This is a genomic window from Bradyrhizobium lupini (assembly GCF_040939785.1).
Lineage (GTDB): Bacteria > Pseudomonadota > Alphaproteobacteria > Rhizobiales > Xanthobacteraceae > Bradyrhizobium > Bradyrhizobium canariense_D.
The window spans coordinates 3,625,450-3,650,913 of record NZ_CP162553.1; the positions used below are offsets into that span (position 1 = coordinate 3,625,450).

General features: G+C 65.2%; 18 protein-coding genes, 1 tRNA gene and 4 pseudogenes. 10 read left to right on the forward strand and 13 right to left on the reverse strand.

What is annotated here, in order from left to right:
- The first annotated feature begins 19 nt into the window (after positions 1-19).
- The 4 genes and pseudogenes from addB (at position 20) to AB3L03_RS17055 (ending at position 8,207) form a co-directional block, all read left to right on the forward strand.
- Positions 20-3,165 (forward strand): annotated as a pseudogene (addB, locus tag AB3L03_RS17040) (double-strand break repair protein AddB).
- Positions 3,159-6,666: pseudogene (gene addA, locus AB3L03_RS17045) on the forward strand (double-strand break repair helicase AddA). Before addB ends, addA begins: the two co-directional pseudogenes overlap by 7 nt.
- 62 nt (positions 6,667-6,728) lie before the next feature.
- Positions 6,729-7,049 (forward strand): thioredoxin, encoded by a 321-nt coding sequence (gene trxA, locus AB3L03_RS17050; RefSeq protein WP_007598398.1) that lies wholly within the window; start codon positions 6,729-6,731, stop codon positions 7,047-7,049.
- A gap of 145 nt (positions 7,050-7,194) precedes the next feature.
- Positions 7,195-8,207, forward strand: a pseudogene (locus AB3L03_RS17055) (ATP-dependent DNA ligase).
- Between the two features lie 9 nt (positions 8,208-8,216).
- On the opposite strand, the gene AB3L03_RS17060 reads toward AB3L03_RS17055, so the two are convergent.
- From AB3L03_RS17060 to aroA, 12 genes are all read right to left on the reverse strand, one after another.
- A complete protein-coding gene (locus tag AB3L03_RS17060; protein WP_083926409.1) occupies positions 8,217-8,957 on the reverse strand; it encodes a metallophosphoesterase in 741 nt (246 codons plus the stop codon).
- A gap of 31 nt (positions 8,958-8,988) precedes the next feature.
- On the reverse strand, positions 8,989-10,332 hold the full coding sequence (locus tag AB3L03_RS17065; protein ID WP_204513029.1) for a folylpolyglutamate synthase/dihydrofolate synthase family protein: 1,344 nt from the start codon (positions 10,330-10,332) through the stop codon (positions 8,989-8,991).
- The gene (gene accD, locus AB3L03_RS17070) at positions 10,329-11,270 is read right to left on the reverse strand and encodes an acetyl-CoA carboxylase, carboxyltransferase subunit beta (protein ID WP_018455765.1); all 942 of its coding nucleotides are present in this window, start codon (positions 11,268-11,270) and stop codon (positions 10,329-10,331) included. Before accD ends, AB3L03_RS17065 begins: the two co-directional genes overlap by 4 nt.
- A gap of 124 nt (positions 11,271-11,394) precedes the next feature.
- Positions 11,395-12,231, reverse strand: coding sequence for a tryptophan synthase subunit alpha (gene trpA, locus AB3L03_RS17075; protein WP_085349901.1), 837 nt, complete (start codon positions 12,229-12,231; stop codon positions 11,395-11,397).
- Complete coding sequence (gene trpB, locus AB3L03_RS17080) at positions 12,228-13,445, reverse strand: tryptophan synthase subunit beta (RefSeq protein WP_018455763.1); 1,218 nt, start codon at positions 13,443-13,445, stop codon at positions 12,228-12,230. Before trpB ends, trpA begins: the two co-directional genes overlap by 4 nt.
- A complete protein-coding gene (locus AB3L03_RS17085) occupies positions 13,442-14,113 on the reverse strand; it encodes a phosphoribosylanthranilate isomerase (protein ID WP_018455762.1) in 672 nt (223 codons plus the stop codon). Before AB3L03_RS17085 ends, trpB begins: the two co-directional genes overlap by 4 nt.
- Before the next feature lie 82 nt (positions 14,114-14,195).
- Positions 14,196-14,588: a lipopolysaccharide assembly protein LapA domain-containing protein gene (locus tag AB3L03_RS17090; RefSeq protein ID WP_204513028.1), complete on the reverse strand. Its 393-nt coding sequence runs from the start codon at positions 14,586-14,588 to the stop codon at positions 14,196-14,198.
- Positions 14,589-14,659: 71 nt separating this feature from the next.
- Positions 14,660-14,965, reverse strand: coding sequence for an integration host factor subunit beta (locus AB3L03_RS17095; protein ID WP_007598410.1), 306 nt, complete (start codon positions 14,963-14,965; stop codon positions 14,660-14,662).
- A 172-nt stretch (positions 14,966-15,137) separates the two neighbouring features.
- Positions 15,138-16,118: a signal peptide peptidase SppA gene (sppA, locus tag AB3L03_RS17100; protein ID WP_368508945.1), complete on the reverse strand. Its 981-nt coding sequence runs from the start codon at positions 16,116-16,118 to the stop codon at positions 15,138-15,140.
- 264 nt (positions 16,119-16,382) lie between these two features.
- A complete protein-coding gene (gene rpsA, locus AB3L03_RS17105; RefSeq protein WP_027566167.1) occupies positions 16,383-18,089 on the reverse strand; it encodes a 30S ribosomal protein S1 in 1,707 nt (568 codons plus the stop codon).
- A 267-nt stretch (positions 18,090-18,356) separates the two neighbouring features.
- Complete coding sequence (cmk, locus tag AB3L03_RS17110) at positions 18,357-18,995, reverse strand: (d)CMP kinase (RefSeq protein WP_018455758.1); 639 nt, start codon at positions 18,993-18,995, stop codon at positions 18,357-18,359.
- Positions 18,992-20,329: a 3-phosphoshikimate 1-carboxyvinyltransferase gene (aroA, locus tag AB3L03_RS17115; protein WP_018455757.1), complete on the reverse strand. Its 1,338-nt coding sequence runs from the start codon at positions 20,327-20,329 to the stop codon at positions 18,992-18,994. The genes cmk and aroA overlap by 4 nt, the downstream gene beginning before the upstream one ends.
- Before the next feature lie 172 nt (positions 20,330-20,501).
- Here aroA and AB3L03_RS17120 point away from each other — a divergent pair, with 172 nt between their 5' ends.
- The 3 genes and pseudogenes from AB3L03_RS17120 (at position 20,502) to AB3L03_RS17130 (ending at position 21,433) form a co-directional block, all read left to right on the forward strand.
- Positions 20,502-20,912, forward strand: a complete 411-nt coding sequence (locus AB3L03_RS17120; protein ID WP_007598417.1) for a TIGR02300 family protein — start codon at positions 20,502-20,504, stop codon at positions 20,910-20,912.
- Between the two features lie 66 nt (positions 20,913-20,978).
- Positions 20,979-21,054 (forward strand) — tRNA-Ala (locus AB3L03_RS17125).
- Positions 21,055-21,189: 135 nt separating this feature from the next.
- Positions 21,190-21,433: pseudogene (locus AB3L03_RS17130) on the forward strand (GIY-YIG nuclease family protein).
- Positions 21,434-21,449: 16 nt separating this feature from the next.
- Here AB3L03_RS17130 and AB3L03_RS17135 read toward each other — a convergent pair.
- The gene (locus AB3L03_RS17135) at positions 21,450-21,911 is read right to left on the reverse strand and encodes a MarR family winged helix-turn-helix transcriptional regulator (RefSeq protein WP_018455754.1); all 462 of its coding nucleotides are present in this window, start codon (positions 21,909-21,911) and stop codon (positions 21,450-21,452) included.
- A gap of 155 nt (positions 21,912-22,066) precedes the next feature.
- On the opposite strand from AB3L03_RS17135, the gene AB3L03_RS17140 reads away from it, so the two are divergent.
- The 3 genes from AB3L03_RS17140 (at position 22,067) to ugpB (ending at position 25,422) form a co-directional block, all read left to right on the forward strand.
- On the forward strand, positions 22,067-22,492 hold the full coding sequence (locus AB3L03_RS17140; protein WP_007598424.1) for an organic hydroperoxide resistance protein: 426 nt from the start codon (positions 22,067-22,069) through the stop codon (positions 22,490-22,492).
- A gap of 175 nt (positions 22,493-22,667) precedes the next feature.
- On the forward strand, positions 22,668-23,885 hold the full coding sequence (locus AB3L03_RS17145; RefSeq protein ID WP_026233020.1) for a CaiB/BaiF CoA-transferase family protein: 1,218 nt from the start codon (positions 22,668-22,670) through the stop codon (positions 23,883-23,885).
- A gap of 220 nt (positions 23,886-24,105) precedes the next feature.
- Entirely contained in the window at positions 24,106-25,422 is a 1,317-nt protein-coding gene (ugpB, locus tag AB3L03_RS17150; RefSeq protein WP_026233019.1) for a sn-glycerol-3-phosphate ABC transporter substrate-binding protein UgpB, read from the forward strand.
- Positions 25,423-25,464 lie beyond the last annotated feature (42 nt).

Genomic DNA, 25,464 nt, shown 5'->3' on the forward strand with positions numbered 1-25,464 from the left:
TTCCCGAATCAGGCAGCTCATGCGCGTTTTCAGCGTTCCCATCTCAGTTCCGTTCCTGCGCACCGTCGTCTCAGGCTTGCTCGACGGCCGGCTGGTCGAGGGCTTTGAGGCACGCAAGGAGCCGGCACGGCTGGCGGATGCCACGCTGTACCTGCCGACACGGCGCGCCATGCGCGTCGTCCGCGAGATCTTCCTCGACGAGATGAAGGCGGAGGCTGTCGTGCTGCCGCGGATCGTCGCGCTCGGCGACATCGACGAGGATGAGCTCGCTTTCGCCGATGAGGGCGAACAGTTTTCCGGCGCAACGCCGCTCGACATTCCGCCGCGGCTCGGCGAGCTCGAACGGCGGCTGACACTGGCGCAACTCGTCGCGGCCTGGGCCAAGGGCCCGGTGCTGTCTCCGCTGGTCGTCGGCGGCCCCGCCTCGACGCTGGCGCTCGCGTCCGATCTCGCGCGCCTGATCGACGACATGGTCACGCGCGGCGTCGACTGGAGCGCGCTCGATGGCCTCGTGCCGGATATGCTCGACCGCTACTGGCAGCACTCGCTCGAATTTCTGCGCATCGCCCGCATCGCCTGGCCCGGTCATCTCGCCGAGATCAAACGCATCGAGCCCGCTGCCCGCCGCGACCTCCTGATCGATGCCGAAGCCAAGCGGCTGACCGCGCATCCCCATGGTCCCGTGATCGCGGCCGGCTCGACCGGCTCGATGCCGGCCACGGCAAGATTTCTCCACGCAGTCGCTTCGCTGCCGCATGGCGCCGTGGTGCTGCCCGGCCTCGACACTGATCTCGATGACGATGCCTGGCGCAGCATCGGCGGCGTCCGCGACTCGCTCGGCAAGTTCGCGGAGCATCCGGTCTCGAACCATCCGCAATATGCCATGCACGCGCTGCTGGATCGCTTTGGCATCAAGCGCAGCGACGTCGATATTCTCAAGCCTCCGGCAGAAGGCGGTCGCGATCTGCTCGCCTCCGAATCGATGCGGCCATCGGCCAAGACCGAGATCTGGCACGATCGGTTGAAGCAGCCGGATGTGGCCTTAAAGATCACCGGCGGTATGAAGAACCTCGCGGTTGTCGAAGCTCCCAACCCTGAAATGGAAGCGCTCGCCATCGCCATTGCGATGCGCGAGGCGCGGCACCTCGACAAATCCGCCGCACTTGTCACGCCCGATCGCGCCCTGGCGCGGCGGGTGATGGCCGCGCTGACCCGGTGGGATCTCGCATTCGACGATTCCGGCGGCGACGTCCTGATGGAAACCTCCGCCGGCGTCTTTGCCCGACTGACAGCTGAGGCTGCGACCAAGGGACTGGAGCCGCCGACGCTGCTCGCAATGTTGAAGCATCCGCTATGCCGGCTCGGCCGGGCCCCTGGCGCATGGAAGGCTGCGATCGAAGGCCTGGAGCTCGCCTTGTTGCGCGGCACGCGCCCGCCTGCAGGCACCGCCGGCCTCTTGCGCGAATTCAATCGCTTTCGCGAGGAGCTGGCCAAGCTGTGGCGCAGCGAAGTCTCCGCGCTGCATAAGGCCGAGCCGCGCGCACGTCTCAAGGCGGAAGACCTCGATCGCATCCAGGCGCTGATCGATGCCTTACGACAAGCCTTGGCGCCGATCGAGAGTCTTGCGTCATCAAAACCGTATGACTTCGCCGAACTCGCGCATCGGCATCGCGAGATCATGATCGAGCTGTCGCGCGACGAGCAGGGCATTTCCGTGGCCTTCGAGGACCGCGAGGGCCTCGCGCTCGCGAGCGCCTTCGACGATCTCCTGCGCGGCGGCACGACCAGCGGACTGATGGTCACGCTGCCCGACTACGCAGACGTGTTCCAGACCGCGTTCAGCGATCGCGCGGTGCGGCGGCGGGACAGGCCAGGCGCGCGGCTCCAGATCTACGGACCGCTGGAATCACGCCTGATGCAGGCCGACCGCATCATCGTCGGCGGGCTGATCGAGGGGTCTGGCCACCGGCGCCGCGCATCGATCCGTGGCTGAGCCGGCCGATGCGGCACCAGCTGGGCCTCGATCTGCCGGAACGCCGTATCGGCCTCTCCGCGCATGATTTTGCGCAACTGCTGGGCGGCGACGAGGTCATCCTCACCCACTCCGCCAAGGCTGGCGGTGCCCCGGCGGTTGCCTCGCGCTTCCTGCACCGGTTGGAGGCGGTCGCGGGCGATGCGCACTGGAAGGCCGCGATCTGCGCGGGCGAGAAATACGTGCAGTTCGCAGCCGCGCTGGACCAGCCCGACGAGGTGAGGCCGATCAAGCAGCCCGAGCCGCGACCGCCACGCGCGACCCGGCCGCTCAGGATGTCTGTGACTGGGATCGAGGACTGGCTGCGCGATCCCTATACGATCTACGCAAAACACATTTTGCGGCTCGACGCGCTCGATCCCGTCGACATGCCGCTGTCGGCCGCCGACCGCGGCTCGGCGATCCACGATGCGCTCGGAGAGTTCACGGAACGCTACGCCACCGATCTGCCCGACGATCCGGCGCGCGTGCTGCGCGCGATCGGCGAAAAATACTTTGAGCCGCTGATGGAGCGACCCGAGGCGCGGGCGCTGTGGTGGCCGCGCTTCCAGCGCATCGCACGCTGGTTCGGCGAATGGGAGACGGCGCGGCGCGACGCGATCGAGGCGATCGCCGCGGAAACTCGCGGCGAGATCTCGATCCCGCTCGACCATGGGCGCAGCTTCCGTCTCTCCGCGCGCGCCGACCGCATCGAACGGCGCCGGGGCGGCGGCTACGCCATCCTCGACTACAAGACCGGCCAGCCACCGACCGGCAAGCAGGTCCGCATGGGCCTGTCGCCGCAGCTCACGCTGGAAGCCGCGATCCTGCGCGAGGGTGGTTTTCCCGACATCGATGCCGGCGCGTCCGTGAGCCAGCTCGTCTATGTTCGCCTGAGCGGCAACAATCCGCCGGGCGAAGAACGCATTCTCGAACTCAAGTTCAAGCAGGGCGACGAGCCGCAGCCGCCGGACACCGCGGCTGCCGAGGCCAGGGCCAAGCTCGAGGCGCTGATCCGCGCCTTCGAGGACGAGAACCAGCCCTATACCTCGTTGAACCTGCCGATGTGGACCAATCGCTACGGCGCCTATGACGATCTCGCCCGGATCAAGGAATGGTCCGCGGCCGGTGGATTGGGGATCGAGGAATGGTGAAGGCACCGCGCCCCATCCCGGATGAGGTGCGCGCCAGGCAAGCGCGCGCATCGGACCCGTCCGCGTCGGCCTTCGTGTCGGCCAATGCCGGCTCGGGCAAGACGCATGTGCTGGTGCAGCGCGTGATCCGCCTGCTGCTCGCGGGCGTGCCGCCGGAAAAGATCCTCTGCATTACCTTCACCAAGGCGGCTGCCGCCAACATGGCCGAGCGCGTGTTCACCACGCTCGGGCATTGGGTGACGCTCGACGACACGGCACTCGATGCGGCGATCCGCGCGGTCGGCATCCCGCATCCCACTGCAAAATTGCGGCGCGACGCACGAAAGCTGTTCGCCTGTGCGCTGGAGACGCCGGGCGGGCTCAAGGTGCAGACCATCCACGCGCTGTGCACGCGTTTGCTCCAGCAGTTTCCGTTCGAGGCCAATGTCCCCGCGCGCTTCGCCGTGATCGACGAGCGCGACCAGACCGACATGATGGAACGCGCCAATCTGAAGGTGCTGCTGGAGGCCGCGCGCGACCCAGACAGCGTGACCGGCCGCGCGCTGCTGACCGCGATGGCGAGCGCCGCCGATGTCACCTTCAAGGAGGTGGTGCGCGAGGCTTGCCTGAGCCGCGATCACTTCATGGCCTGGACCGATGAAGCCGGCAGCGCGGAGCTGGCTGCCGTGCAGATGGCAGCGGCGCTGGGGGTGGACGCGAACGATCGCATCGAGGACGTCGAGACGGAGATTGTCGACGGTCCGTTCCTGCCGCGATCGCGCTGGAACGAGATCGCCTTTGCGCTGGAGGACGGCAGCAAGTCCGACAACGACCAGGCCTGCCGGCTTCGCGAGGCAAAGGTCTTTTCCGGCGCCGCGCAGGTCGATGCCTATCTCAGCGTTTTCCTCACCGACGAAAAGCTGCCGCGCAAGGCGGTGCTGACCAAGAAGTTTTGCGATCACAACCCGTCCGTCGCCCGCCTGTTCGAGAACGAGGCGCAGCGCGTCGCCGGATTGGTCGAGACGCGCCGTGCGGTGACCATGCGCGACCGCACCGCGGCCCTGCTGCATATCGCGACCGCGGCTGCCGCAAACTACCGCCGCGAGAAGCAGGAGCGCGGGCTGCTTGACTATGACGACCTCATCGACAAGACGCTGGCGATGCTCGATCGCGTTTCCTCGGGCTGGGTGCATTACAAGCTCGACCGCGGCGTCGATCACGTGCTGATCGACGAAGCCCAGGACACAAGTCCGCGGCAGTGGGACATCGTCGCGCACATCATCTCGGAGTTCACCGCCGGCGAAGGTGCGCGCGAGGGCCTGAACCGCACCGTCTTCGCTGTCGGCGACGAGAAGCAGTCGATCTTCTCGTTCCAGGGCGCCCAGCCCCGGGAATTCGATGCACGCCGGCGCGAACTGCACCGCAAGTTCACGGCGGCCGGACTGAAATTCGATCCGGTCGCCTTCACCTATTCGTTCCGCTCCGGCGCCGCGATCCTGCATTCGGTCGACCACGTCTTCCGCGAGCCCGCGATCTACAAGAGCATCCATTCGCTCGAGACCGGTCATCCCCTGCACAATGCACTCGGCGATGCCGGCCCCAGCGTGATCGAGCTGTGGGACCTTGCGGAAGCCGACGACAGGCAGGAAATCGAGGGCTGGCGCGCGCCGTTCGACGGCGTCGCCGCCACCAGCCCCGAGGTGAAGCTCGCGCGCCGGATCCAAACCGAGATCAAGCGGCTGGTCGAGAGCGGCACGCTGACCGGGCACGAAGGCGAGCGGCGTCCCTTGCGCTATGGCGACATGCTGATCCTGGTGCGCCGGCGCGGCAATGCGTTCGATGCCGTGATCCAGGCGCTGAAGCATGCCAACGTTCCGGTCGCGGGCGCCGATCGGCTCAAGCTCACCGAGCACATCGGAATCATCGACCTGATGAACCTTGCCGATGCGCTGCTGCTGCCGCAGGACGATCTCGCGCTCGCGGTCGCGCTGAAGAGCCCGCTGTTCGGGCTCGATGACGACGATCTGTTCCAGCTGGCCCATGACCGCAAGGGATCGCTGCGCCGCGCGCTTGGCGAGCATGCCACGACAAGCGAGACATTCGCTGCGGCGTTGCGAGGCCTCGAAGCCTGCGAAACGCGGGCGCGCGAGGAGACGCCGTTCGCCTTTTACGCCTGGTTGCTCGGGCGAGACGGCGAGACGCGCGCATGCTGCGCCGGCTCGGTCATGAGGCCAATGACGCGCTCGATGAGTTCCTGGAGCTGGCGCTGAACTACGAGCGCAAGGCGCCCGCCTCGCTGCAGGGTTTCATGGCCTGGCTGCGCTCGGCCGATACCGAGGTGAAGCGCGACATGGAGATCTCCCGCGATGAGGTGCGGGTGATGACCGTGCACGGCGCCAAGGGCCTGGAGGCCTCGGTCGTGTTCATGGTCGACACTACATCGTCGCCAGCGGATTCGCAGCGGCTGCGGCTGATCCATGTCCCGCGCGGCAATGGCGGCGAGGTGGTGGTCTGGGCCGGACGCAAGGCGGATGATCCCAAACCCGTCGTCGAGGCGCGCAAGGCGATGCTCGAGGAGACCGAGGACGAATATCGCCGCCTGCTCTACGTCGCGATGACGCGCGCCGCCGACCGGCTCATCGTCGGCGGCTGCATGCCCGGCAACATGAAGACGGTTCGCAAGCTGAGCTGGTACGATCTGGTCGACACCGGGCTCGCCGGCTCGGGCCTGACGAAAGAGACGATCGAGACGCCGCTGGGAAAGGCGACGCGCTTCTCCCGACCGGAGGATGTCGTGGCGCTGGGCACGCCCGCGGCCTCGTTGGACCAGGCGACCGCGCTCCCGGACTGGCTGCGGACGCCGGCACCGCGCGACACCATCGACGACGATCCGGTGCGCCCCTCCGGCCAGCCGTCCGGGGACGGCCGCGCCGTGCAGTCGGGCGAATCAGTGCAGTCCGCGCGCTCGCGCTGCAACGCGGCACGCTGGTGCACCGGCTATTGCAATCGCTCCCCGACATCGCCACTGAGCGCCGACGCGAGGCCGCGCTCGGCTTCATGGCGCGCAACGCGGCGGATTGGGCGGAGGCCGACCGGACCGCGCTGGCCGACAAGGTGCTCAGCTTGATCGCCGAGCCACGGTTTGCGCCCGTGTTTGCGGCCGGCAGCCGGGCGGAGGTCGCGATCGTCGGCCGGCTGGAACGGCCGGGCCACGCCCGGGCGCTGGTGTCGGGGCAGATCGACCGGTTGGTCGTTCGGCCGGATGAGGTCCTGATCGTCGATTTCAAGACCAATCAGGCGGCTCCCAGGAGCGCCGATGCGGCGCCCGCCGCCTATGTCCGGCAGCTTGCGCTCTATCGGGCGGTGCTATCGCGGCTTTATCCCCAAAAGCCTGTCCGCGCCGTCCTGCTTTGGACCGAGGCCCTTGAATATATGGAGATTTCGGCTCCCGCGCTGGACGCGGCGCTGGCATCTCTTCATCTCGGTGTGAGCGTCCTTGACCCGGCAAGGAGCCATTCATAGGTTGACGCCATGATCTTGGCGCGATTCCCGTCGCGCCGTTCTCTCAGGTACGAGGTACTCCCATGGCCGTTGGTAAGGTTTCTGACACCGATTTCGAAGCCGAAGTGCTCAAGGCAAACGGCCCCGTGGTCGTCGATTTCTGGGCCGAATGGTGCGGCCCCTGCCGCATGATCGCACCCGCGCTCGACGAGATCGCCGGCGCGATGGGCGACAAGGTCAAGATCGTGAAGCTCAACGTCGACGAGAGCCCGAAGACCGCGTCGAAATATGGCGTGATGTCGATCCCGACCCTGATGATCTTCAAGGGCGGCGAGATGGCCTCCCGCCAGGTCGGCGCGGCGCCGAAGGCGAAGCTGCAGCAGTGGATCACTTCCGCGGTCTGATCCGCCGCGCGCAAGATTATTTTTGGAAACGGCCGGCGAAAGTCGGCCGTTTCGCGTTGATGGGACATGTCCAGCGTATGATGAGTCCCGCCTGTTGCCTCCTCCTCCCGCAAAACGCGCGCGAAAGTCGGACCCCCTCGTGGCGATGGAGGCGCGCTCGGTCGACGCGATCCCGCGCGGCAAGGAGTGGCAATACGAGCCGAAATGGGATGGCTTTCGTTGCCTGCTCTCGCGCAACGGCGGCAGCATTGATCTGCGCTCGAAATCCGGTGAAGACCTTGCGCGTTATTTCCCCGAGATCGTCGCCGCGGCGCTGAAGCTGAAGGCGGATCGCTTCACCCTCGACGGCGAGATCGTCGTGCCGCACGGCAAGGGGTTTTCCTTCGACGCGCTGCTGCAACGCATTCACCCTGCGGCGAGCCGCGTGAAGAAACTCTCGGAGGAGACGCCGGCGCTCTATCTCGCCTTCGATCTGCTTGCGACGGCCAGGAGAAGCAGCTTGCCGGGCAACCGCTGAGGGAGCGGCGACCGGCGCTGGAAGCGTTTGCCAAGGCGAATCTGAAAAGCAGCATCTTCCGCCTCTCACCGGCGACGACGAGCTACGCCCTTGCGAAAAAGTGGCTGGCGCAATCCGGCGGCGGCTCGGACGGCGTCATCGCCAAGCGCGTCGACCTGCCCTACCAGGCGGGAAATCGCGACGGCATGCAGAAGATCAAGAAATTCCGCAGCGCCGATTGCGTGGTCGGCGGTTTCCGCTATGCGACCAACAAGATCGCCGGCCGGAGCGTGGTCGGTTCGCTGCTGCTCGGGCTTTACGATGACGATGGTCTCCTGCACCATGTCGGCTTCACCTCGGCGATCAAAGCGGCGGAAAAGCCTGACCTGACCGATCGGCTTGAGGCATTGATCGGCGAGCCCGGCTTCACCGGCAACGCGCCGGGCGGCCCCAGCCGCTGGTCCACCGAGCGCTCGGCGAAGTGGTGTCCGCTCAAGCCGAAGCTGGTGATCGAGGTCTGCTATGACCATTTCAGCGGCGAGCGCTTTCGCCACGGCACCTCGATCCTGCGCTGGCGCCTCGACAAGGCCCCGCGGCAATGCAGCTTCGAGCAGCTGAAGCAGAAGGCGGTGGATCCGATGAAGCTGCTAAAACAGCCGTAGCCGTAGCCGCTAGGCAAGCCATCCCGTCGCCAGCGCGTTCGCCAACTCCGGCTGGCCGTTGCGGCGAGCGAGCGTGGCCATCGCCTCGTGATCATAGACCACATGGCGGAACGTGACCTGCCAGGCACCATCGGTTAGCTCAAGGATCGCATAGCGCGCGTGCGGCGTGCCGGCCTCGACGACATGCGGGAACGGATGCTTGTCACGGAAGCCCGGGCCGCCCACGCTGCCGGGATTGACGATCAGCCTTCCGTCGCGAAGTCGCACGGCACGGGCGAGATGGGTGTGGGCGCACAGGATCAGCGATTGCGTGATGCCTTGCGCAAATTTCTCGATGCGATCGAGCGGCGACAGCGCCACCGCGCCGTCGGGATGCACGGTATCGAGCCAATAGACTTCGTCATTGTCGGGCGTCGCGTGGCAGAGGAACACCTGATCGCGAAAGACGCGCGTCATCGGCTGCGCGCGCAGCCAGTCGAGTTGCGCGGCATTGAGCGCGGCATGGGCCGGGCGATCCCACGAGCCCATCTTCTCGGGCGGACGGTCGAGCAGATAGCGGTCATGATTGCCGAGCACGTGCACGGCATCGAGCTGCATCAGGATTTCGATGGTCCGGCGCGCATCGAGCGGGCCGCTCAGCATGTCGCCGAGATTGACGATCTCGGAGACGCCTTGCGCGCGGATGTCGGCGAGCACAGCTTCCAGCGCCAGGTAATTTCCGTGGACGTCGGCAATCGCGGCAAAACGCATGGGTCTTCCCGTAGCTCGGATGGAGCGAAGACTATACAGGAGGCGTGCCGTTGATGGCGAGCACGTGGCCGGCGAGATAGAGCGAGCCGGTGATCAGAATGCGCGGCGGCACTTCGTAGGCGAGCTTCGCCAAGGCGCGCAGTGCGGCCTCCACGCCGGGCGCGGGCTCGACGCGCATGCCGAGGCTGCGGGCGGCATCCGTAAGGCGGTCGACCGGCATCGCGTTGTCGGTGTCGGGAATCGGCACTGCGATGATGTGACGGGTCAGACCGGCGAAATTGGCGAGAAAGCCTTTCGCGTCCTTGTTGGCCATCATGCCCACGATCACGACCAGCGGCCGCGACACCCGCTCTTCGAGATCGCCGAGCGCGGCCGCCGCGACGCGGCCGCCTTCCGCATTGTGGCCGCCGTCGAGCCAGATCTCCGAGCCCTGCGGGCCGAGAGCGAGCAGCTCGCCCGAAGCGATGCGCTGCATCCGCGCCGGCCATTCCGCACCGACGATCCCCGCCTCGAACGCCGCCTGGTTGATCTTGAAGGCGTTGGTGGCCCGCAACGTCGCGATGGCGAGACCGGCATTGTCGAACTGGTGCCGGCCGAACAGGCGCGGCGCTGTGAGATCCATCAAGCCGCGCTCATCGGAATAAACCAGCCGCCCGTTCTCGACATTGACATGCCAGCTCTCGCCCGCGGCAAACAACGGCGCGCGCATGCGCCTGGCCTGCGCCTCGATCACGGCCATCGCCTCAGCCGGCTGCTCGGCGCAAACCACGGGCACGCCACGCTTGATGATCCCAGCCTTTTCGCCCGCGATCGACGTCAAGGTGTCACCGAGGAAATCCATGTGGTCCATGCTGACAGGCGTGATCACGCAGGCCGCCGGCGCGTCAACCACATTGGTTGAATCAAGCCGACCGCCAAGGCCGACCTCCAGCAGAACCACATCGGCCGGGTTCCGCGCGAACAGATGAAATGCAGCCGCCGTCTTGAGCTCGAACACGGTGGCCGGCTCGCCGGCATTGACACGCTCGACCTCTTCCAGTGCCGCGCGCAACTCGTCGTCGCCGACCAGCACGCCGCCCCCGACGCGGCCGAGCCGGAAGCATTCGTTGATGCGAACGAGATAGGGTGAAGTGTAAGCGTGGACGCGCAGGTTAGCTGCCTCCAGCGTCGCGCGCAGATAAGCGAGCGTCGAGCCCTTGCCGTTGGTACCGGCGATGTGGATCACCGGCGGCAGCTTGCGCTCGGGATGACCGAGCCGCTCGAACAGGCGGTGCATCCGCTCCAGCCCGAGATCGATGCGTTTCTGGTGCAGGGCCGACAGCCGCCCGATCAATTCGTCGAGCGGCGGCTTTGCGCGGTCGGAGGAAGCGTTCACGCGTGCGGCGCGGCCGGCGCCGTTTCGGGAGCCGATACAATCTGCGCCGGACTGACGACCGGCTGCACCGGCTTTGACGCGGTCTCAAGCGCCGGCGCCCTGGTCAACAGTCGGCAGAGCCGCGCCAGGGTCGGGCGCAATTCGTGGCGATGCACGACCATGTCGATCATGCCGTGCTCCTTGAGGTATTCGGCGCGCTGAAACCCCTCGGGGAGTTTTTCGCGGATGGTCTGCTCGATCACGCGCGCGCCGGCAAAACCGATCAGCGCACCGGGCTCGGCAATCTGCACGTCGCCGAGCATCGCATAGGACGCAGTGACGCCGCCGGTGGTCGGGTTGGTCAGCACGACGATGTAGGGCTGTTTTGCTTCACGCAGCATCTGCACCGCGACCGTGGTGCGCGGCATCTGCATCAGCGACAAGATGCCTTCCTGCATGCGCGCGCCACCACTGGCGGCGAACACGATGAAGGGTGACTTCTTCTCGACCGCGAGCTCGAGCCCGCGCACGATGGCTTCGCCCGCCGCCATGCCGAGCGAGCCGCCCATGAAGTCGAAATCCTGCACCGCGACGACGACGGCGGCACCTTCGAGCTTGCCGTAGCCGACCTTGATCGCGTCGTTCAGATTGGTCCGCGCGCGGGCATCCTTGATGCGATCGACGTACTTCTTCTCGTCACGGAACTTGAGCGGATCGGGCGTGACGTCAGGCAGCGCGACGTCGTACCAGGTCTCATTGTCGAAAATCGACTTCAGACGCGCCACCGCATTCATGCGCATATGATAGTTCGAGCCGGGGATGACGAACTGGTTGGCCTCGACGTCCTTGTAGAACACGAGCTGTCCGGAATCCGGGCACTTGATCCACAGATTCTCCGGCGTCTCCCGCCGCAGCATGTTGCGGATCTTCGGCCGGACCACATTGGTAAGCCAGTTCATGGTTTGCTCCGATGTGCGATCCCGCCTGGGGACCACCTGAAGGGATATATGGCGGCCGGGACCCGGCCCGGCAAGCCGCCGTATCGTCCGCCTTGCTCGTCGGACTTGGCAGCGGAATTAAGGCCTATTCCGCCGCCTGTTGCGCGCCCTTGACGCCCTGGGCCAGTGCCGCCGTCAGCTCGGCGACGGCGTTGACGGTTTTGGCCGTCGCGCGCCCTTCCGCATCGAGGCTGTTCTTGAGCGCATCGACCAGCGCGGTGCCGACTACCGAGCCATTGGCCTTTTCGGCAATGGCGCGCGCCGCCTCCGGCGTGCGGATGCCGAAACCGACGCATATCGGGAGCTTGGTATGCCGCTTGATGCGCGCGACCGCGTCGCCGACGGCATTGGCGTCCGCCTCCGCTGCACCGGTGATGCCGGCGATAGAGACATAGTAGACAAAGCCTGACGTGTTCGCGAGCACGGCCGGCAGGCGCTTGTCGTCGGTGGTCGGCGTCGCCAGGCGGATGAAATTGAGGCCGGCCTTCATCGCGGGCAGGCAGAGCTCGTCGTCCTCTTCCGGCGGCAGGTCGACGATGATGAGGCCGTCGATGCCGGCACTCTTGGCATCACCTAAGAACTTGTCGACGCCATAGATGTAGATCGGGTTGTAGTAGCCCATCAGCACGATCGGCGTGGCATTGTCGTCCTTGCGGAAGCCGCGCACGAGATCGAGCGTCTTCTTCAGCGTCATGCCGGCCTTAAGCGCGCGCAGGCCTGCCGCCTGGATCGACGGACCGTCGGCCATCGGATCGGTGAAGGGCATACCGAGCTCGATCACATCGGCGCCCGCCTTCGGCAGCGCCTTGATGATCTCGAGCGAGGTGGCCGGATCGGGATCGCCGGCCATCACGAAAGTGACGAAGGCCGCGCGGCCGGCTTTCTTCAGCTCGGCGAAACGGGTGTCGATACGCGTGGTCACTTGCTCTTGCCCCTCAGGATGTCGCCGACCTGCGGGACGTCCTTATCGCCGCGGCCGGAGAGGTTGACGACCATCAGGTGATCTTTGGTCCGCTTCGGCGCGAGCTCCATCACTTTGGCGATGGCATGTGCCGGCTCGAGCGCGGGGATGATGCCTTCCAGCTTTGACAGCAACTGGAACGCTGCGAGGGCCTCGTCGTCGGTCGCGGAGAGATAGTTCACGCGGCCGATCTCGTGCAGCCAGGAGTGCTCGGGGCCGATGCCGGGATAGTCGAGCCCGGCGGAGATCGAATGCGCGTCCTGGATCTGGCCGTCGGCGTCCATCAGGAGATAGGTGCGGTTGCCGTGCAGCACGCCGGGACGACCGCCCGCGATCGACGCCGCATGCAGTTGCGTCAGCCCGTGGCCCGCAGCTTCGACGCCGAAGATCTCGACGGTGGAATCGTCGAGGAACGGATGAAACAGGCCCATCGCGTTGGAGCCGCCGCCGATACAGGCGACCAGCGAATCCGGCAGGCGGCCTTCGATCTCCTGCATCTGCACCTTGGTCTCGTTGCCGATGATCGACTGGAAGTCGCGGACCAGCGTCGGATAGGGATGCGGACCCGCGACCGTGCCGATGCAGTAGAAGGTGTTGTGCACGTTGGTGACCCAGTCGCGCAGCGCCTCGTTCATGGCATCCTTCAGCGTGCGCGTGCCCGACTGCACTGGAATGACCGTTGCGCCCAACATCTCCATGCGGATGACGTTGGGCTGCTGCCGCTCGACGTCGACGGCGCCCATATAGACGATGCATTCCAGGCCGAAGCGCGCACACAGCGTCGCGGTGGCGACACCGTGCTGGCCGGCGCCGGTCTCGGCGATGATGCGCTTCTTGCCCATGCGTCGCGCCAGCATGATCTGGCCGAGCACGTTGTTCACCTTGTGCGAGCCGGTGTGGTTGAGCTCTTCGCGCTTGAGGTAGATCTTGGCGCCGCCCAGATGCTCGGTCAGACGCTCGGCGAAATAGAGCGGCGAGGGCCGGCCGACATAATTCTTGAGATAGCCGTTCATCTCGATCTGGAAGGCCGGGTCGACCTTGGCCTCGGTGTAGGCTTTCTCCAGATCGAGGATCAGCGGCATCAGGGTTTCGGCAACGAAGCGTCCGCCGAAAATGCCGAAATGGCCGCGCTCGTCGGGGCCGCTGCGATAGGAATTGGGTTTTGCAACATTCATCGGACGCTCAACTCTTGACTTGCATCTTGGCTTGCGCGCGCGGCGCGAATGAAGGCCTTGATCATCTCGGGGTCCTTCACGCCCGGGGCGCTCTCGACACCGGAGGAGACGTCGACGCCACCGGCCCGGGTGACGCGAACGGCTTCGGCGACGTTGTCGGCGCTGAGGCCGCCCGAGACCATATACGGCAACGCGAGCTCCAGGTTTCCGAGCAGATGCCAATCGAATGGTGCGCCGAGGCCGCCTGGCCGCGTTGCGTCCTTCGGTGCGCGCGCATCGAACAGGATGCGTTCGGCTATCTCGGCGTAACCGGGCAGCACGGCGAGATCGGCTGACGTTGCGACCGGCACGACCTTCATCACCGGACGACCGACCCGTTGCCTGATGTCGCGCAGCCGGGCCACGCTCTCCGTGCCATGAAGCTGGAAAATGTCCGGCGACAGCGCGTCCATGATGTTGTCGAGCGTGGCATCGTCGGCATCGACGGTGAGCGCGACCTTGAGCGCGCGCCGCTTCACCTGCCGGCCGAGCTCCCGGCCGGCTTCCAGCGACAAATGCCGCGGCGACGGCGGGAAGAACACAAAGCCCACCATGTCGGCACCCGCCTCGAGCGCCGTTTCGAGCGTCTCGGGCGTGGACAGGCCGCAGATTTTGACGAGCAAGGACATGTTCTCGACGGATATGGGCTCAAAGCAAATGGAGGGCCGCGGGTCCGCGGCCGGAAAACGGGCTTTTCGGTTGCGGCCGCTTCTACAACGTCGCGCGCTGCTTGTCTCGCCCGACGGGCCCGTAAAGCCCCACACCGGAGGGAACGGGGAGGCGCTGGGACTCAGGCCTTGCTGCGGCAGACTGGGCCCGCAGATCAGCCAGCTCGCCTCGCGCGGCCCGGGCATCCGCGTCATGCCGGCGCGCCGCACGCCGCCAGTGCCGCTGGCCGAACCAGACGGCACACCCGCCCACGAGGACCCCGAGCGCAGCCACCACGATCAGGAGCAGGAACAGCGGCAGCGTTGCCGAGAATGACGGGTCGTTGGAAACGAAGGGATCGAACGAGACCGTGACGAAATGCCGGTTGGCGACGGCAAAGACCATCAGGACCAGGCCCAGCGGAATCACGACCAGCGCGCTCAGGAATTTTCGCATCTCGGCTCGCTCGCCTTGAATCAAGGTTGCGGCCGCATCACTGGCGACCGCGGGAAACCCTGAGGTGGACCTCAGTCTGGCGCGCCTGGATCCGGATGGTCGCGATTCAGCCGTTCGCGCATTTCCTTGCCGGTCTTGAAGAACGGAACGCTCTTCTGATCGACAGGCACATGGGCGCCGGTGCGCGGATTGCGCCCTGCGCGCGCAGGGCGATGCTTGACCGAGAAGGCACCGAAGCCGCGCAACTCGACGCGATCACCGCGCGCGAGAGCCGCTACGATCTCTTCGAGAATCGCATTCACAATGTTCTCGACATCCCGCTGGTACAGATGCGGGTTGTGCTCGGCGATACGCTGAACAAGTTCGGATTTGATCATCGAGAGATAGGACCCGGGAGCGTGCGGACGACCATTTCCGTGAAAATACCGTGATCTGTCAAGACGCTAAATGAGGGTTGAGCGTCGTGAAAACACGTGACAAATGCCGAAAAAGCGGGCTGGACCTACACGCGCCGAACGGGAAAAACCTCTGTGGCTCGCCCGGTTCCGGTCAGTTCGACGCCGCCGGCTGCCACAAGGCGAGCATTCCATCCATTCCGAGCCGATCGACCGCCTGTGCGACGCCGGTTTGTCCGATTTGATGCGCAATCGAGCCTAAACCCAGTGCTTCCAGCGTTACTGCGGCCGCCGTCTTGAGGAACGGCAGATCGCTGAAGCGCGGCTGCAGCTTGTAATCGCGCACGGAGAGCCCCTTCTTGACGCCCTTCTGCTCGACCAGCCAGGTCACGGCGGTCTTCTCGTCGCCGATCTGATCGATCAGCTTGAGATCGATGGCCTGGCGTCCGGTGAAGACACGGCCATCAACCACTTTCTCGAGCTGCGTGTCATCCATGCCACGCCGTTCCTTCACCAATCCCTTGAACCAGGCATAGGAATCCTTCACCAACGCATCGAGCGCCGCCCGTGCCTCAGGGCTGGTTGGCTCGAAACCGTTGGGCGCGGCCTTCAGCGGCGTGGACTTTACCTCCTCGACCTTGACGCCGACGGTCTTCAACAGCTCCGAGACGTTCGGAAACTGGAACAGCACGCCGATCGAGCCGACCAGCGAGCTCTGCTGGGCGATGATGTGATCGCTGGCGATCGCGGTGATGTAGCCGCCGGAGGCGGCGAGGCCTTCGACGACGACAACGAGCGGCTTCTTTGCCTTCAACCGTACAAGCGAATCATAGAGCTGCTCGGAGCCGGCGGTGGTGCCGCCCGGCGAATTGATGTGAACGATGACGCCGGCGGCCTGCGAATTCTCCAGCCGCTCGAGCGCCTGGGTGCGATCGGAATCGCTGCGGATCAGGCCCTCGATCTGGACCCGCGCGATCGAGCCGGCGGACGCGAACGTGCCGCGCGCACCAGGCGTCGCGACCAGCGCGAAGCCTGCGATCGCCGCGATCGCGATCAGCGCGGCCAATACGCGCCAGAACGTCAGCTTGCGGCGGATCCTGCGGCGATCGACGATGATGTCCGAATCGAGTGACATCTCAATATCTCCAAATGAAAGGCCAGGCGCGTTGTGCCGTCGCAGCGTCGCCATTGGCTTATCTGGATACATCAATTGCGGCGCAATTAGAAGAAAACAAGGCCGGCTGCCGCGTAGCCCGGATGGAGCGCAAGCGTAATCCGGGGTTCTCGCCTCACGGAGAGGCTTTCCCGGATTTCACTTCGCCCCATCCGGGCGACGACCTCACTACAAAAAAGCCCCGGCTCGCGCCGGGGCTTTGATGCAGTGAAACCTGCGTTTCGCTTACTTGGTGTCGCGGTTCTTGAGCGCGGTGCCGAGGATGTCGCCGAGCGTTGCTCCCGAATCGGAAGAGCCGTACTGCGCGATGGCTTCCTTCTCTTCGGCGACTTCGAGCGCCTTGATCGACACCTGGACCTTGCGGGCCTTCTTGTCGAACTGGATCACGCGGGCATCGACCTTCTCGCCGACGGCGAAGCGTTCGGCGCGCTGATCGTTGCGGTCACGAGCGAGCTCCGAGCGCTTCACGAACGTGGTGAAGTCGGTACCGGTGATCTTCACCTCGATGCCGCTCTCCTTCACTTCGATCACTTCGCAGGTCACGACCGCGCCCTTCTTGACATCGCCCGGCTCGGCGAAGGGGTCGCCTTCAAGCTGTTTGATTCCAAGAGAAATGCGCTCCTTCTCGACGTCCACATCGAGCACCACGGCCTTCACCATGTCGCCCTTCTTGTAGTTGTCGATCACCTGCTCGCCCGGCTGCTTCCAGTCGAGGTCGGAGAGATGGACCATGCCGTCGACGTCGCCCTCGAGGCCCAGGAACAAACCGAATTCGGTCTTGTTCTTGACCTCGCCCTCGACCGTCGAACCGGTCGGGTGACCTTCGACGAAGACCTCCCACGGGTTGCGCATGGTCTGCTTGAGGCCGAGCGAGATGCGGCGCTTGACGGAATCGACTTCCAGCACCTGCACTTCGACTTCCTGCGAGGTCGAAACGATCTTGCCGGGGTGCATGTTCTTCTTGGTCCACGACATCTCGGAGACGTGGATCAGGCCTTCGATGCCCGGCTCGAGCTCGACGAACGCGCCGTAGTCGGTGATGTTGGTGACGCGACCGGTGAAGCGGGCACCCAGCGGGTACTTGGCTTCGATGCCCTGCCACGGATCGTCCAACAGCTGCTTCATGCCCAGCGAGATGCGGTGCGTCTCGTGGTTGATCTTGATGATCTTGACCTTCACGGTCTGGCCGATCGAGAGCACCTCGGTCGGGTGGTTGACGCGGCGCCACGCGATGTCGGTGACGTGCAGCAGACCGTCGATGCCGCCGAGATCAACGAACGCACCGTAATCGGTGATGTTCTTGACCACGCCGTCGATGACCTGACCCTCTTCGAGGTTCTGCACCAGCTCCTGACGCTGCTCGGCGCGGGTCTCTTCGAGAACCGTGCGGCGGGACACGACGATGTTGCCGCGGCGGCGGTCCATCTTGAGGATCTGGAACGGCTGCGAGTTGTTCATCAGCGGCGCAACGTCGCGGATCGGACGGATGTCGACCTGCGAACGCGGCAGGAAGGCCACGGCACCGTCGAGGTCGACGGTGAAGCCGCCCTTGACCTGGTTGAAGATGACGCCGTTGACCTTCTCGTTGTTCTGGAAGGCCTTCTCGAGCTTGCCCCAGCTCTCTTCGCGGCGCGCCTTGTCACGCGACAGCACGGCTTCGCCGAGGGCGTTCTCGATCCGATCGAGGAACACTTCCACCTCGTCGCCGACCTTGAGCTCGCTGTCACGGCCGGGGCCGGAAAATTCGCGCAGGGCAACGCGGCCCTCCGTCTTCAGGCCGACGTCGATGACGGCCATGTCCTTTTCGATTGCAACAACCTTGCCCTTGATGACTGAGCTTTCCTGCAGGTTGCCGCCTGCGAAGGACTCGTCGAGCATCGCGGCGAAATCGTCGCGCGACGGGCTATAGGTATCAGCAGAAGTCGAAGCCATTTGTTCTCCAGTTGCGGATGTCATGCCGGCCGTTGGGTTCTTGGGCGCACCGTACGCGCAGTGTCGGAAGGTCCGCAGAACCTTCGAGCGACCGCTCGCTGCTCCGACCTGGAGGGCGGAACAGCGGAAGCGGGCCGGCTGAGGCCCGCGCGTTCGATACGTGGAAATCTTTTGTCCGGAACCTGGATCGCGTCGGCCCCGAGCAGGGACCGAGAGTATCGACCTCAAAGAGCGGGAGCGGGCGCTTCCTCCAATGACGGCAGCGGCTTAACCCCGCGACCGGCCCGCTCGGACGGCCTCGATAATGTCGATGGCGGCCCGGACGCCGCCTTCTATATCCAGTTGGGAGTTATCTAGCAAGTAAGCATCCGGAGCCGGCTTCAGGGGGGCGATCGCCCGGTTCTTGTCGCGCTCGTCGCGCTGGATGATATCGGCGAGCACGGCCGCCTCGTCCGCCTCCTCGCCCCGCGCCTTGGCCTCCATGGTCCGGCGGCGGGCACGGACCTTGGGGTCGGCGACGACGAAGATCTTCACGTCGGCATGGGGGCAGATCACGGTTCCAATATCGCGCCCATCGAGCACGGCGCCGGGCGGATCGGCGGCGAATTGCCGCTGAAAGTTGATGAGGGCCTCGCGCACCTTGGGGATCGCCGAGACGATCGAGGCGCCCTCGCCGGCCTTCTGGGTCTTCAGGGCGGGATTGCCGAACTTTTCGGGATCGAGTTCCAGCGCCGCAGCGACCGCCGCCGCCTCGTCCCGGAGATCATGACCGGACTGCATCAGGGAATAGGCCACCGCGCGATAGATCACGCCGGTATCAAGGTGACGGTAGCCGTAATGGTGGGCAAGGCGCTTGCCGAGGGTGCCCTTGCCCGACGCCGCGGGCCCGTCGATGGCAATGATCATGAAAAATCGGCCCCAAGCGAACGCATCATCGGGATGAAATCCGGAAAACTGGTGGCGATGAAGGCGGTGTCATCGACGGTTACCGGCTGATCGGAGGCGCAGCCCATCACCAGCGCGGACATCGCGATGCGATGATCCATGTGGGTGGCCACCACGCCGCCGCCGGGAACGTGGCCGCGGCCTTCGACGATCAAATCGTCGCCGCAGACCTCGACCTTGACACCGTTGACGCGGAGCATGGCGGCGGTGGCCTCCAAACGGTCGGATTCCTTCACGCGCAGCTCCTGGAGGCCGCGCATGATGGTCGTGCCCTCGGCAAAGGCGGCCGCCACCGCCAGCACCAGATATTCGTCGATCATCGACGGTGCACGCTCCGGCGGCACCTCGACACCGCGCAATTTCGAGGCGCGTACCCGCAGCTTTGCCATCGGCTCGCCAGCGTCGCCACGAACTTCGCTTTCCTCGATCGAGGCACCCATTTCGCGCAGCGTGGTGAAAAGACCGGTGCGCAGCGGATTGGTCATGACGTCGGACAGGACGATTTCGGAGCCTTCGACGATCAGCGCAGCAACGATAGGGAACGCCGCCGACGAGGGATCGGCGGGCACGACGACATTGGCGCCATGCAGCTCCGGCTGCCCCACGAGCGTGATACGGCGGCCGTGCTGACCTTCTTGCACTGAGGTGATCTCGGCGCCGAAATGCTTGAGCATCAGTTCGGTGTGGTCGCGACTGGCCTCGGTCTCGATGACGGTCGTGGCGCCCGGCGCGGCCAGGCCCGCGAGCAGCACGGCGGATTTGATCTGGGCCGAGGCCACAGGCGTCTTGTAGGTGATCGGCAGCGGATCGCGCGCACCCTGGACGGTCAGCGGCAGACGGCCGCCCGCGCCGCCGGAGACGACCTTCGCGCCCATCTTTTCCAGGGGATCCAGGATCCGGCGCATGGGCCGGCTGCGCAGTGAGGCATCGCCGTCGAAAACCGCGGAGATCGGACAGCCGGCGACGGCGCCCATGACGAGCCGGCAGCCGGTGCCGGAGTTGCCGAAATCCAGCGGCGCTTTGGGCTCCGCGAAGCCTGCGACACCCACGCCGTTCACCTTCCAGGCGAAATCTCCGGTACGCTCGACCCCGGCGCCGAGCGCCTGCATGGATTTGGCGGTGTTAAGGACGTCCTCGCCCTCCAGGAGGCCCGAAATCCGCGTCTCTCCGACCGCGAGCGCGCCGAGGATGAGGGCACGGTGGGAGATCGACTTGTCTCCGGGCACCCTTACTTTCCCGGTCAGGGGACCGCTGGCGCGCGACTGGAGCGGCGTCGGCTTGTCGGAATCGGTCAAGTTTGTGTCCTTGGGTAGGCCCGAAACGTCCCTGTGGGACTCGCGGGGCAGGTACCACATGGTCTCCCCGCCGTCACGGGCATGTCGTTCTCCCGCAATGCGCTATTGACAGCGGGCCGCCAACTAGCCAAGTGAAGCACCGCTTTTCAGACATTTCCAGGATTCCTCTGCCGTGGCCAAGTCCGAACTCGGAACTAAACGTATTTGCCCGACCACGGGCAAAAAGTTCTATGACCTCAACAAGAATCCGGTGATCTCGCCCTATACCGGTGAAGTCGTGCCGATCGCGCCCATCGCGCCGGCTCGCGCACCCCGCGGTGCCGAAGCCCGTCACGCAGCCGCTGCCGCCGACGCCACGCCAGAGCCGGCGGAGGTCGAGGAGGTCTCGCTCGAGGAGGCCGATGCCGAGGAGAACACCGGCAAGGTCAAGGCCGTCGTGCCCGAATCCGAGGACGACATCGAAGTCGATGAAACTATCGAGGACGATGACGACGATGATTCGACCTTTATCGCCGACGACGAAGAAGGCGATGAGGACGTCACCGACATCATTGGTGATGTCGGCGGTGACGAAGAGACTTGAGATAATTCCAGAACTGTGGTTCTGGGTCTTTCCCGACGCGTCGCCCAAGGCGCGTCGGACGGTTAAGGGGCCATAGCTCAGCTGGGAGAGCGCTTGCATGGCATGCAAGAGGTCGGCGGTTCGATCCCGCCTGGCTCCACCACGCTTCGCCCTTCGGGCTACGCGTGGCGCAGCCGCGCGGAGCTCGAAGGGCGAAGCGTGGTGTCCGGCGAAGCCCGAAGGGCGAAGACGGACTGGTGAGACTCCCACGCAGCGGCTGCCCGGGCGATAATCGTCAATGTGGTACGTCTACATCCTCCGCAGCATCGAATTTCCCGAGCAGGAATACGTTGGGGCTACGGAAGATCTGAAGCGCCGGTTTCCAGAGCACAATGCTGGCAAATCCACCCACACTGCCAAGTTCAAGCCTTGGAAGCTGATCTGGTACTGCGCCTTCCCCTGACAAGCACAAAGCGCTCGCTTTTGAAGCCTACCTGAAGTCTCACTCCGGCCGAGCCTTCACAAAGAAGCGGCTGTCCTAAGAGCGCACCTCTAACCCTACTCCCCGATCACCGCATTCAACCGATCGCGCAACGCCACAATCTCGTCCTTCATCGCGACAAGCTCCGAGACCGAGCAGTCCGATGCCGCCAGAATCGATTGCGGCACGGCCCGCGCCTTGTCCTTCAAGGCCTGGCCCTGCGGCGTCAACGCGATCAGCACCTGACGCTCGTCCTCGCTCGAGCGCGTGCGCTTGACGAGGTGGGCCGCCTCGAGCCGCTTGAGCAGCGGTGTCAGCGTGCCCGAATCCAGGTGCAGCTTTTCGCCGATGCTCTTGACCGGCACGTCGTCGCGCTCCCACAGCACCAGCATCACCAGATATTGCGGATAGGTCAGGCCGAGCCGGTCCAGCAGCGGCTTGTAGACGCGGTTGAACGCATGCGCGGCGGAATAGACCGCGAAGCAGATCTGGTTGTCGAGGCGCAGCGGCGCGTCCGCTGCCGAATGTTTCCGGGGCATCGAGAATCTCACAGGACTTGCTCCATTCTGGGGCCGGCCGTCGCTACATTCAATTGCGAACAATTAAATGTGAGACGCTATAATTTCAATTGCGCGCAATCTAATTGCCTGCGATAAAGATGGCGCCCCCACCCCGAAAACACAGGGAGACAAAAATGTCAGTGAACGTCCTCTACAAGACCAGCGCAAAGGCCACCGGCGGCCGCGACGGCCATGCCGCGACCCTCGACGGCGCGCTCGACGTCAAGCTCACCACGCCGAAGGAGCTCGGCGGCGGAGGCGGCGCCGGCAACAATCCCGAGCAGCTGTTTGCTGCGGGCTATGCCGCCTGCTTCATCGGCGCGATGAAGTTCGTGTCCTCGCAGGGCGGCCCCAAGGTTCCGGCCGACGCCTCCGTGACTTCGACCGTCGGCATCGGCCCACGCGCGGCCGGCGGCTTCGGTCTCGACATCGACCTTGCCGTCTCGCTGCCAGGCCTCGCCCGCGCGGAAGCCGAGGCGCTGGTCGAGAAGGCGCACCAGGTGTGCCCGTATTCCAACGCGACGCGCGGCAATGTCGACGTCCGCCTGACGGTGGTCTGACCGGTTTCGGTGAAGCGGCTGGCCCGGGATACCCCCGGGCCGGCCGCTTCCCTTTATTTGCCATCTCGCGGGATTGCGGCAAGCGGCCTGCATGACGCCCTACGCGCGAAGCCATTGCCGGCTCGGACGAACCTCGTTAGGCCTGTGATCACATCGACACAGGGGACGCGAAGGCATGACTGAAGCCGCCAGTTCTGGAGCTGCCATGGGTGCAATGAGCGGCCTGCGCGTCATCGATCTGACGCGCGTGCTCGGCGGCCCCTATTGCACCCAGATCCTCGCCGACCATGGCGCCGACGTGATCAAGGTCGAGCCGCCCGCAGGCGACGAGGTACGCGACTGGGGCCCTCCCTTCCACGAGGAAGACGCGGCCTATTTCATCGGCATCAACCGCAACAAGCGCTCGATCGGCCTCGACCTCGCCTCCGAGGGCGGCCGGACCGTGCTGCTCAAGATGCTGGAGAGCGCCGACGTCCTGATCGAGAACTTCAAGCCGGGCACGCTGGAGAAATGGGGCATCGGCAACGAGGTGTTACGCGAGAAATTTCCGCGCCTCGTGCATTGCCGGATCTGCGGCTTCGGCGCCGACGGCCCGCGCGGCGGCAATCCCGGCTATGACGCCATCATCCAGGCCATGACCGGCATGATCGCGGCGACCGGCTCGCCCGAGAGCGGACCGATGCGGATCGGCGTGCCGCTGGTCGACATCGGCACCGGCCTCTATGCGGCGATCGGCATCTTGATGGCGCTGTCGGAGCGGCAGCGCTCGGGCCAGGGCCAGTTCCTGGAGACCACGCTGTACGAGACCGGTCTCGCCATCATGCATCCGCACACCGCGAATTATTTCATGCATGGCAAGCCGCCGTCGCTCACCGGCAACGAGCATCCCAACCTCGTGCCCTATGCGATCTTCCCGACCAAGACCGACGACATCTTCATCGGCGTCGGCAATGACGGCACCTTCCGCAAGCTCGCCAAGGAGATCGGCAAGCCCGAGCTCGGCACCGATCCGCGCTTTGCGCGCAACAAGGATCGCATCGGCAATCGCGAGGCGCTGCGGGCCGAGCTTGCCGCCGTGTTCAGCCAGCACGAGGCCGAGCCGCTGTGCAATCGCCTGCTCGCCGCGGGCCTGCCCGCCGGCCCCGTGCAGAAGATCGACCAGGCATTGACCAACCCGCACACGATCGCGCGCGGCGATATTATCGAGAAGGATTGGTACAAAGGCGTGGCGTCGCCGATCCGGCTCGACCGCAGCAAGCCGAGCCTGCGGCGCCTGCCGCCGAAATTCAGCGAGCACGCCGCCGAGGTCCTGGGCGAATTCGGCTACTCCAGGTCCGAGATCGACGCGATGGTCGAGCAGGGCACTGTCTGCGGCCCCGAGCGCAAGCGCTAGCGCCCTCGCCTTCCACATCCCACGGCAATGCCGCAGTGCGGTGCGGGCGCTCTGTGCACCGCGAACGGAGGACGCTGCGCGCGCGGCATTCGCCTATTTGACGGCTTCCCTTTTCCAGCGCTTGCCGCTTTCGTTTCGGCCGCTTACACAGTCATGTGAACGTCATATGGCGCTGCTAGCGCAAGCGATCATTTTTGACGGCCCAAGGGAGGTTTACTTGATGGCTCTTCGACATTTTGGAGCGGCTGCCGCTATTGCACTCACGGTTGGACTATCGGCCTCGCCGGCCTTGGCCGTGACCGAAATCCAGTGGTGGCACGCGATGACCGGCGCCAACAACGACGTCATCGTCAAGCTCGCCACCGACTTCAACGCGTCGCAGAGCGACTACAAGGTGATCCCGACCTACAAGGGCAACTATCCCGATACGATGAACGCCGGCATCGCGGCGTTCCGCGCCGGCAACGCCCCGCACATCATGCAGGTGTTCGAAGTCGGCACCGCGACCATGATGGCCGCGACCGGCGCCGTGAAGCCCGTCTACAAGCTGATGGCCGACGCCGGCGAGAAGTTCGACCCCAAGATCTACCTGCCCGCCATCACCGGTTATTATTCGACGTCGAAGGGCGAGATGCTGTCCTTCCCTTTCAACTCGTCCTCGACCGTGATGTGGGTGAACCTCGACGAGCTGAAGAAGGCGAACGTAGAGATCCCGAAGACCTGGCCCGAAACGTTCGAGGCCGCCAAGAAGCTGAAGGCTGCCGGTCATGACACCTGCGGCTTCTCGGGCTCCTGGATCACCTGGGTCAATCTCGAGCAGCTCTCGGCGTGGCACAACGTGCCGCTCGCCAGCAAGGCCAACGGCCTCGACGGCTTCGACACCGTGCTCGAGTTCAACGGACCGCTTCAGGTCAAGCATCTCGAAACCCTGGTCGAGCTGCAGAAGACCAAGACCTATGACTACGCCGGCCGCACCAACACCGGCGAAGGCCGCTTCACTTCGGGCGAGTGCCCGATCTACCTGACCTCGTCGGCCTTCTTCGGCAACGTCAAGGCGCAGGCCAAGTTCAACTTCACCGCCGTGCCGATGCCGTATTATCCCGACGTCAAAGGCGCACCGCAGAACTCGATCATCGGCGGCGCTTCGCTGTGGGTGATGGGCGGCAAGTCGGCCGAGGAATACAAGGGCGTCGCGAAATTCCTGACCTTCCTCTCCGACACCGATCGCCAGGTCTACATCCACAAGGCCTCCGGCTACCTGCCGATCACCAAGGCGGCCTACGCCAAGGCGAAGGAAGAAGGCTTCTACAAGGATCAGCCCTATCTCGAGACCCCGCTGCTCGAGCTGACCAACAAGGAGCCGACCGAGAATTCGCGCGGTCTGCGCCTCGGCAACATGGTGCAGCTGCGTGACGTCTGGTCGGAAGAGATTGAGCAGGCGCTGGCCGGCAAGAAGACCGCCAAGCAGGCGCTCGATGCCGCCGTCGAGCGCGGCAACACGATGCTGCGGCAGTTCGAAAAGACCGCCGTCAAGTGAGGCAATGAGCGGCAGGCCGCGACCCGGCCTGCCGCTCTGCTG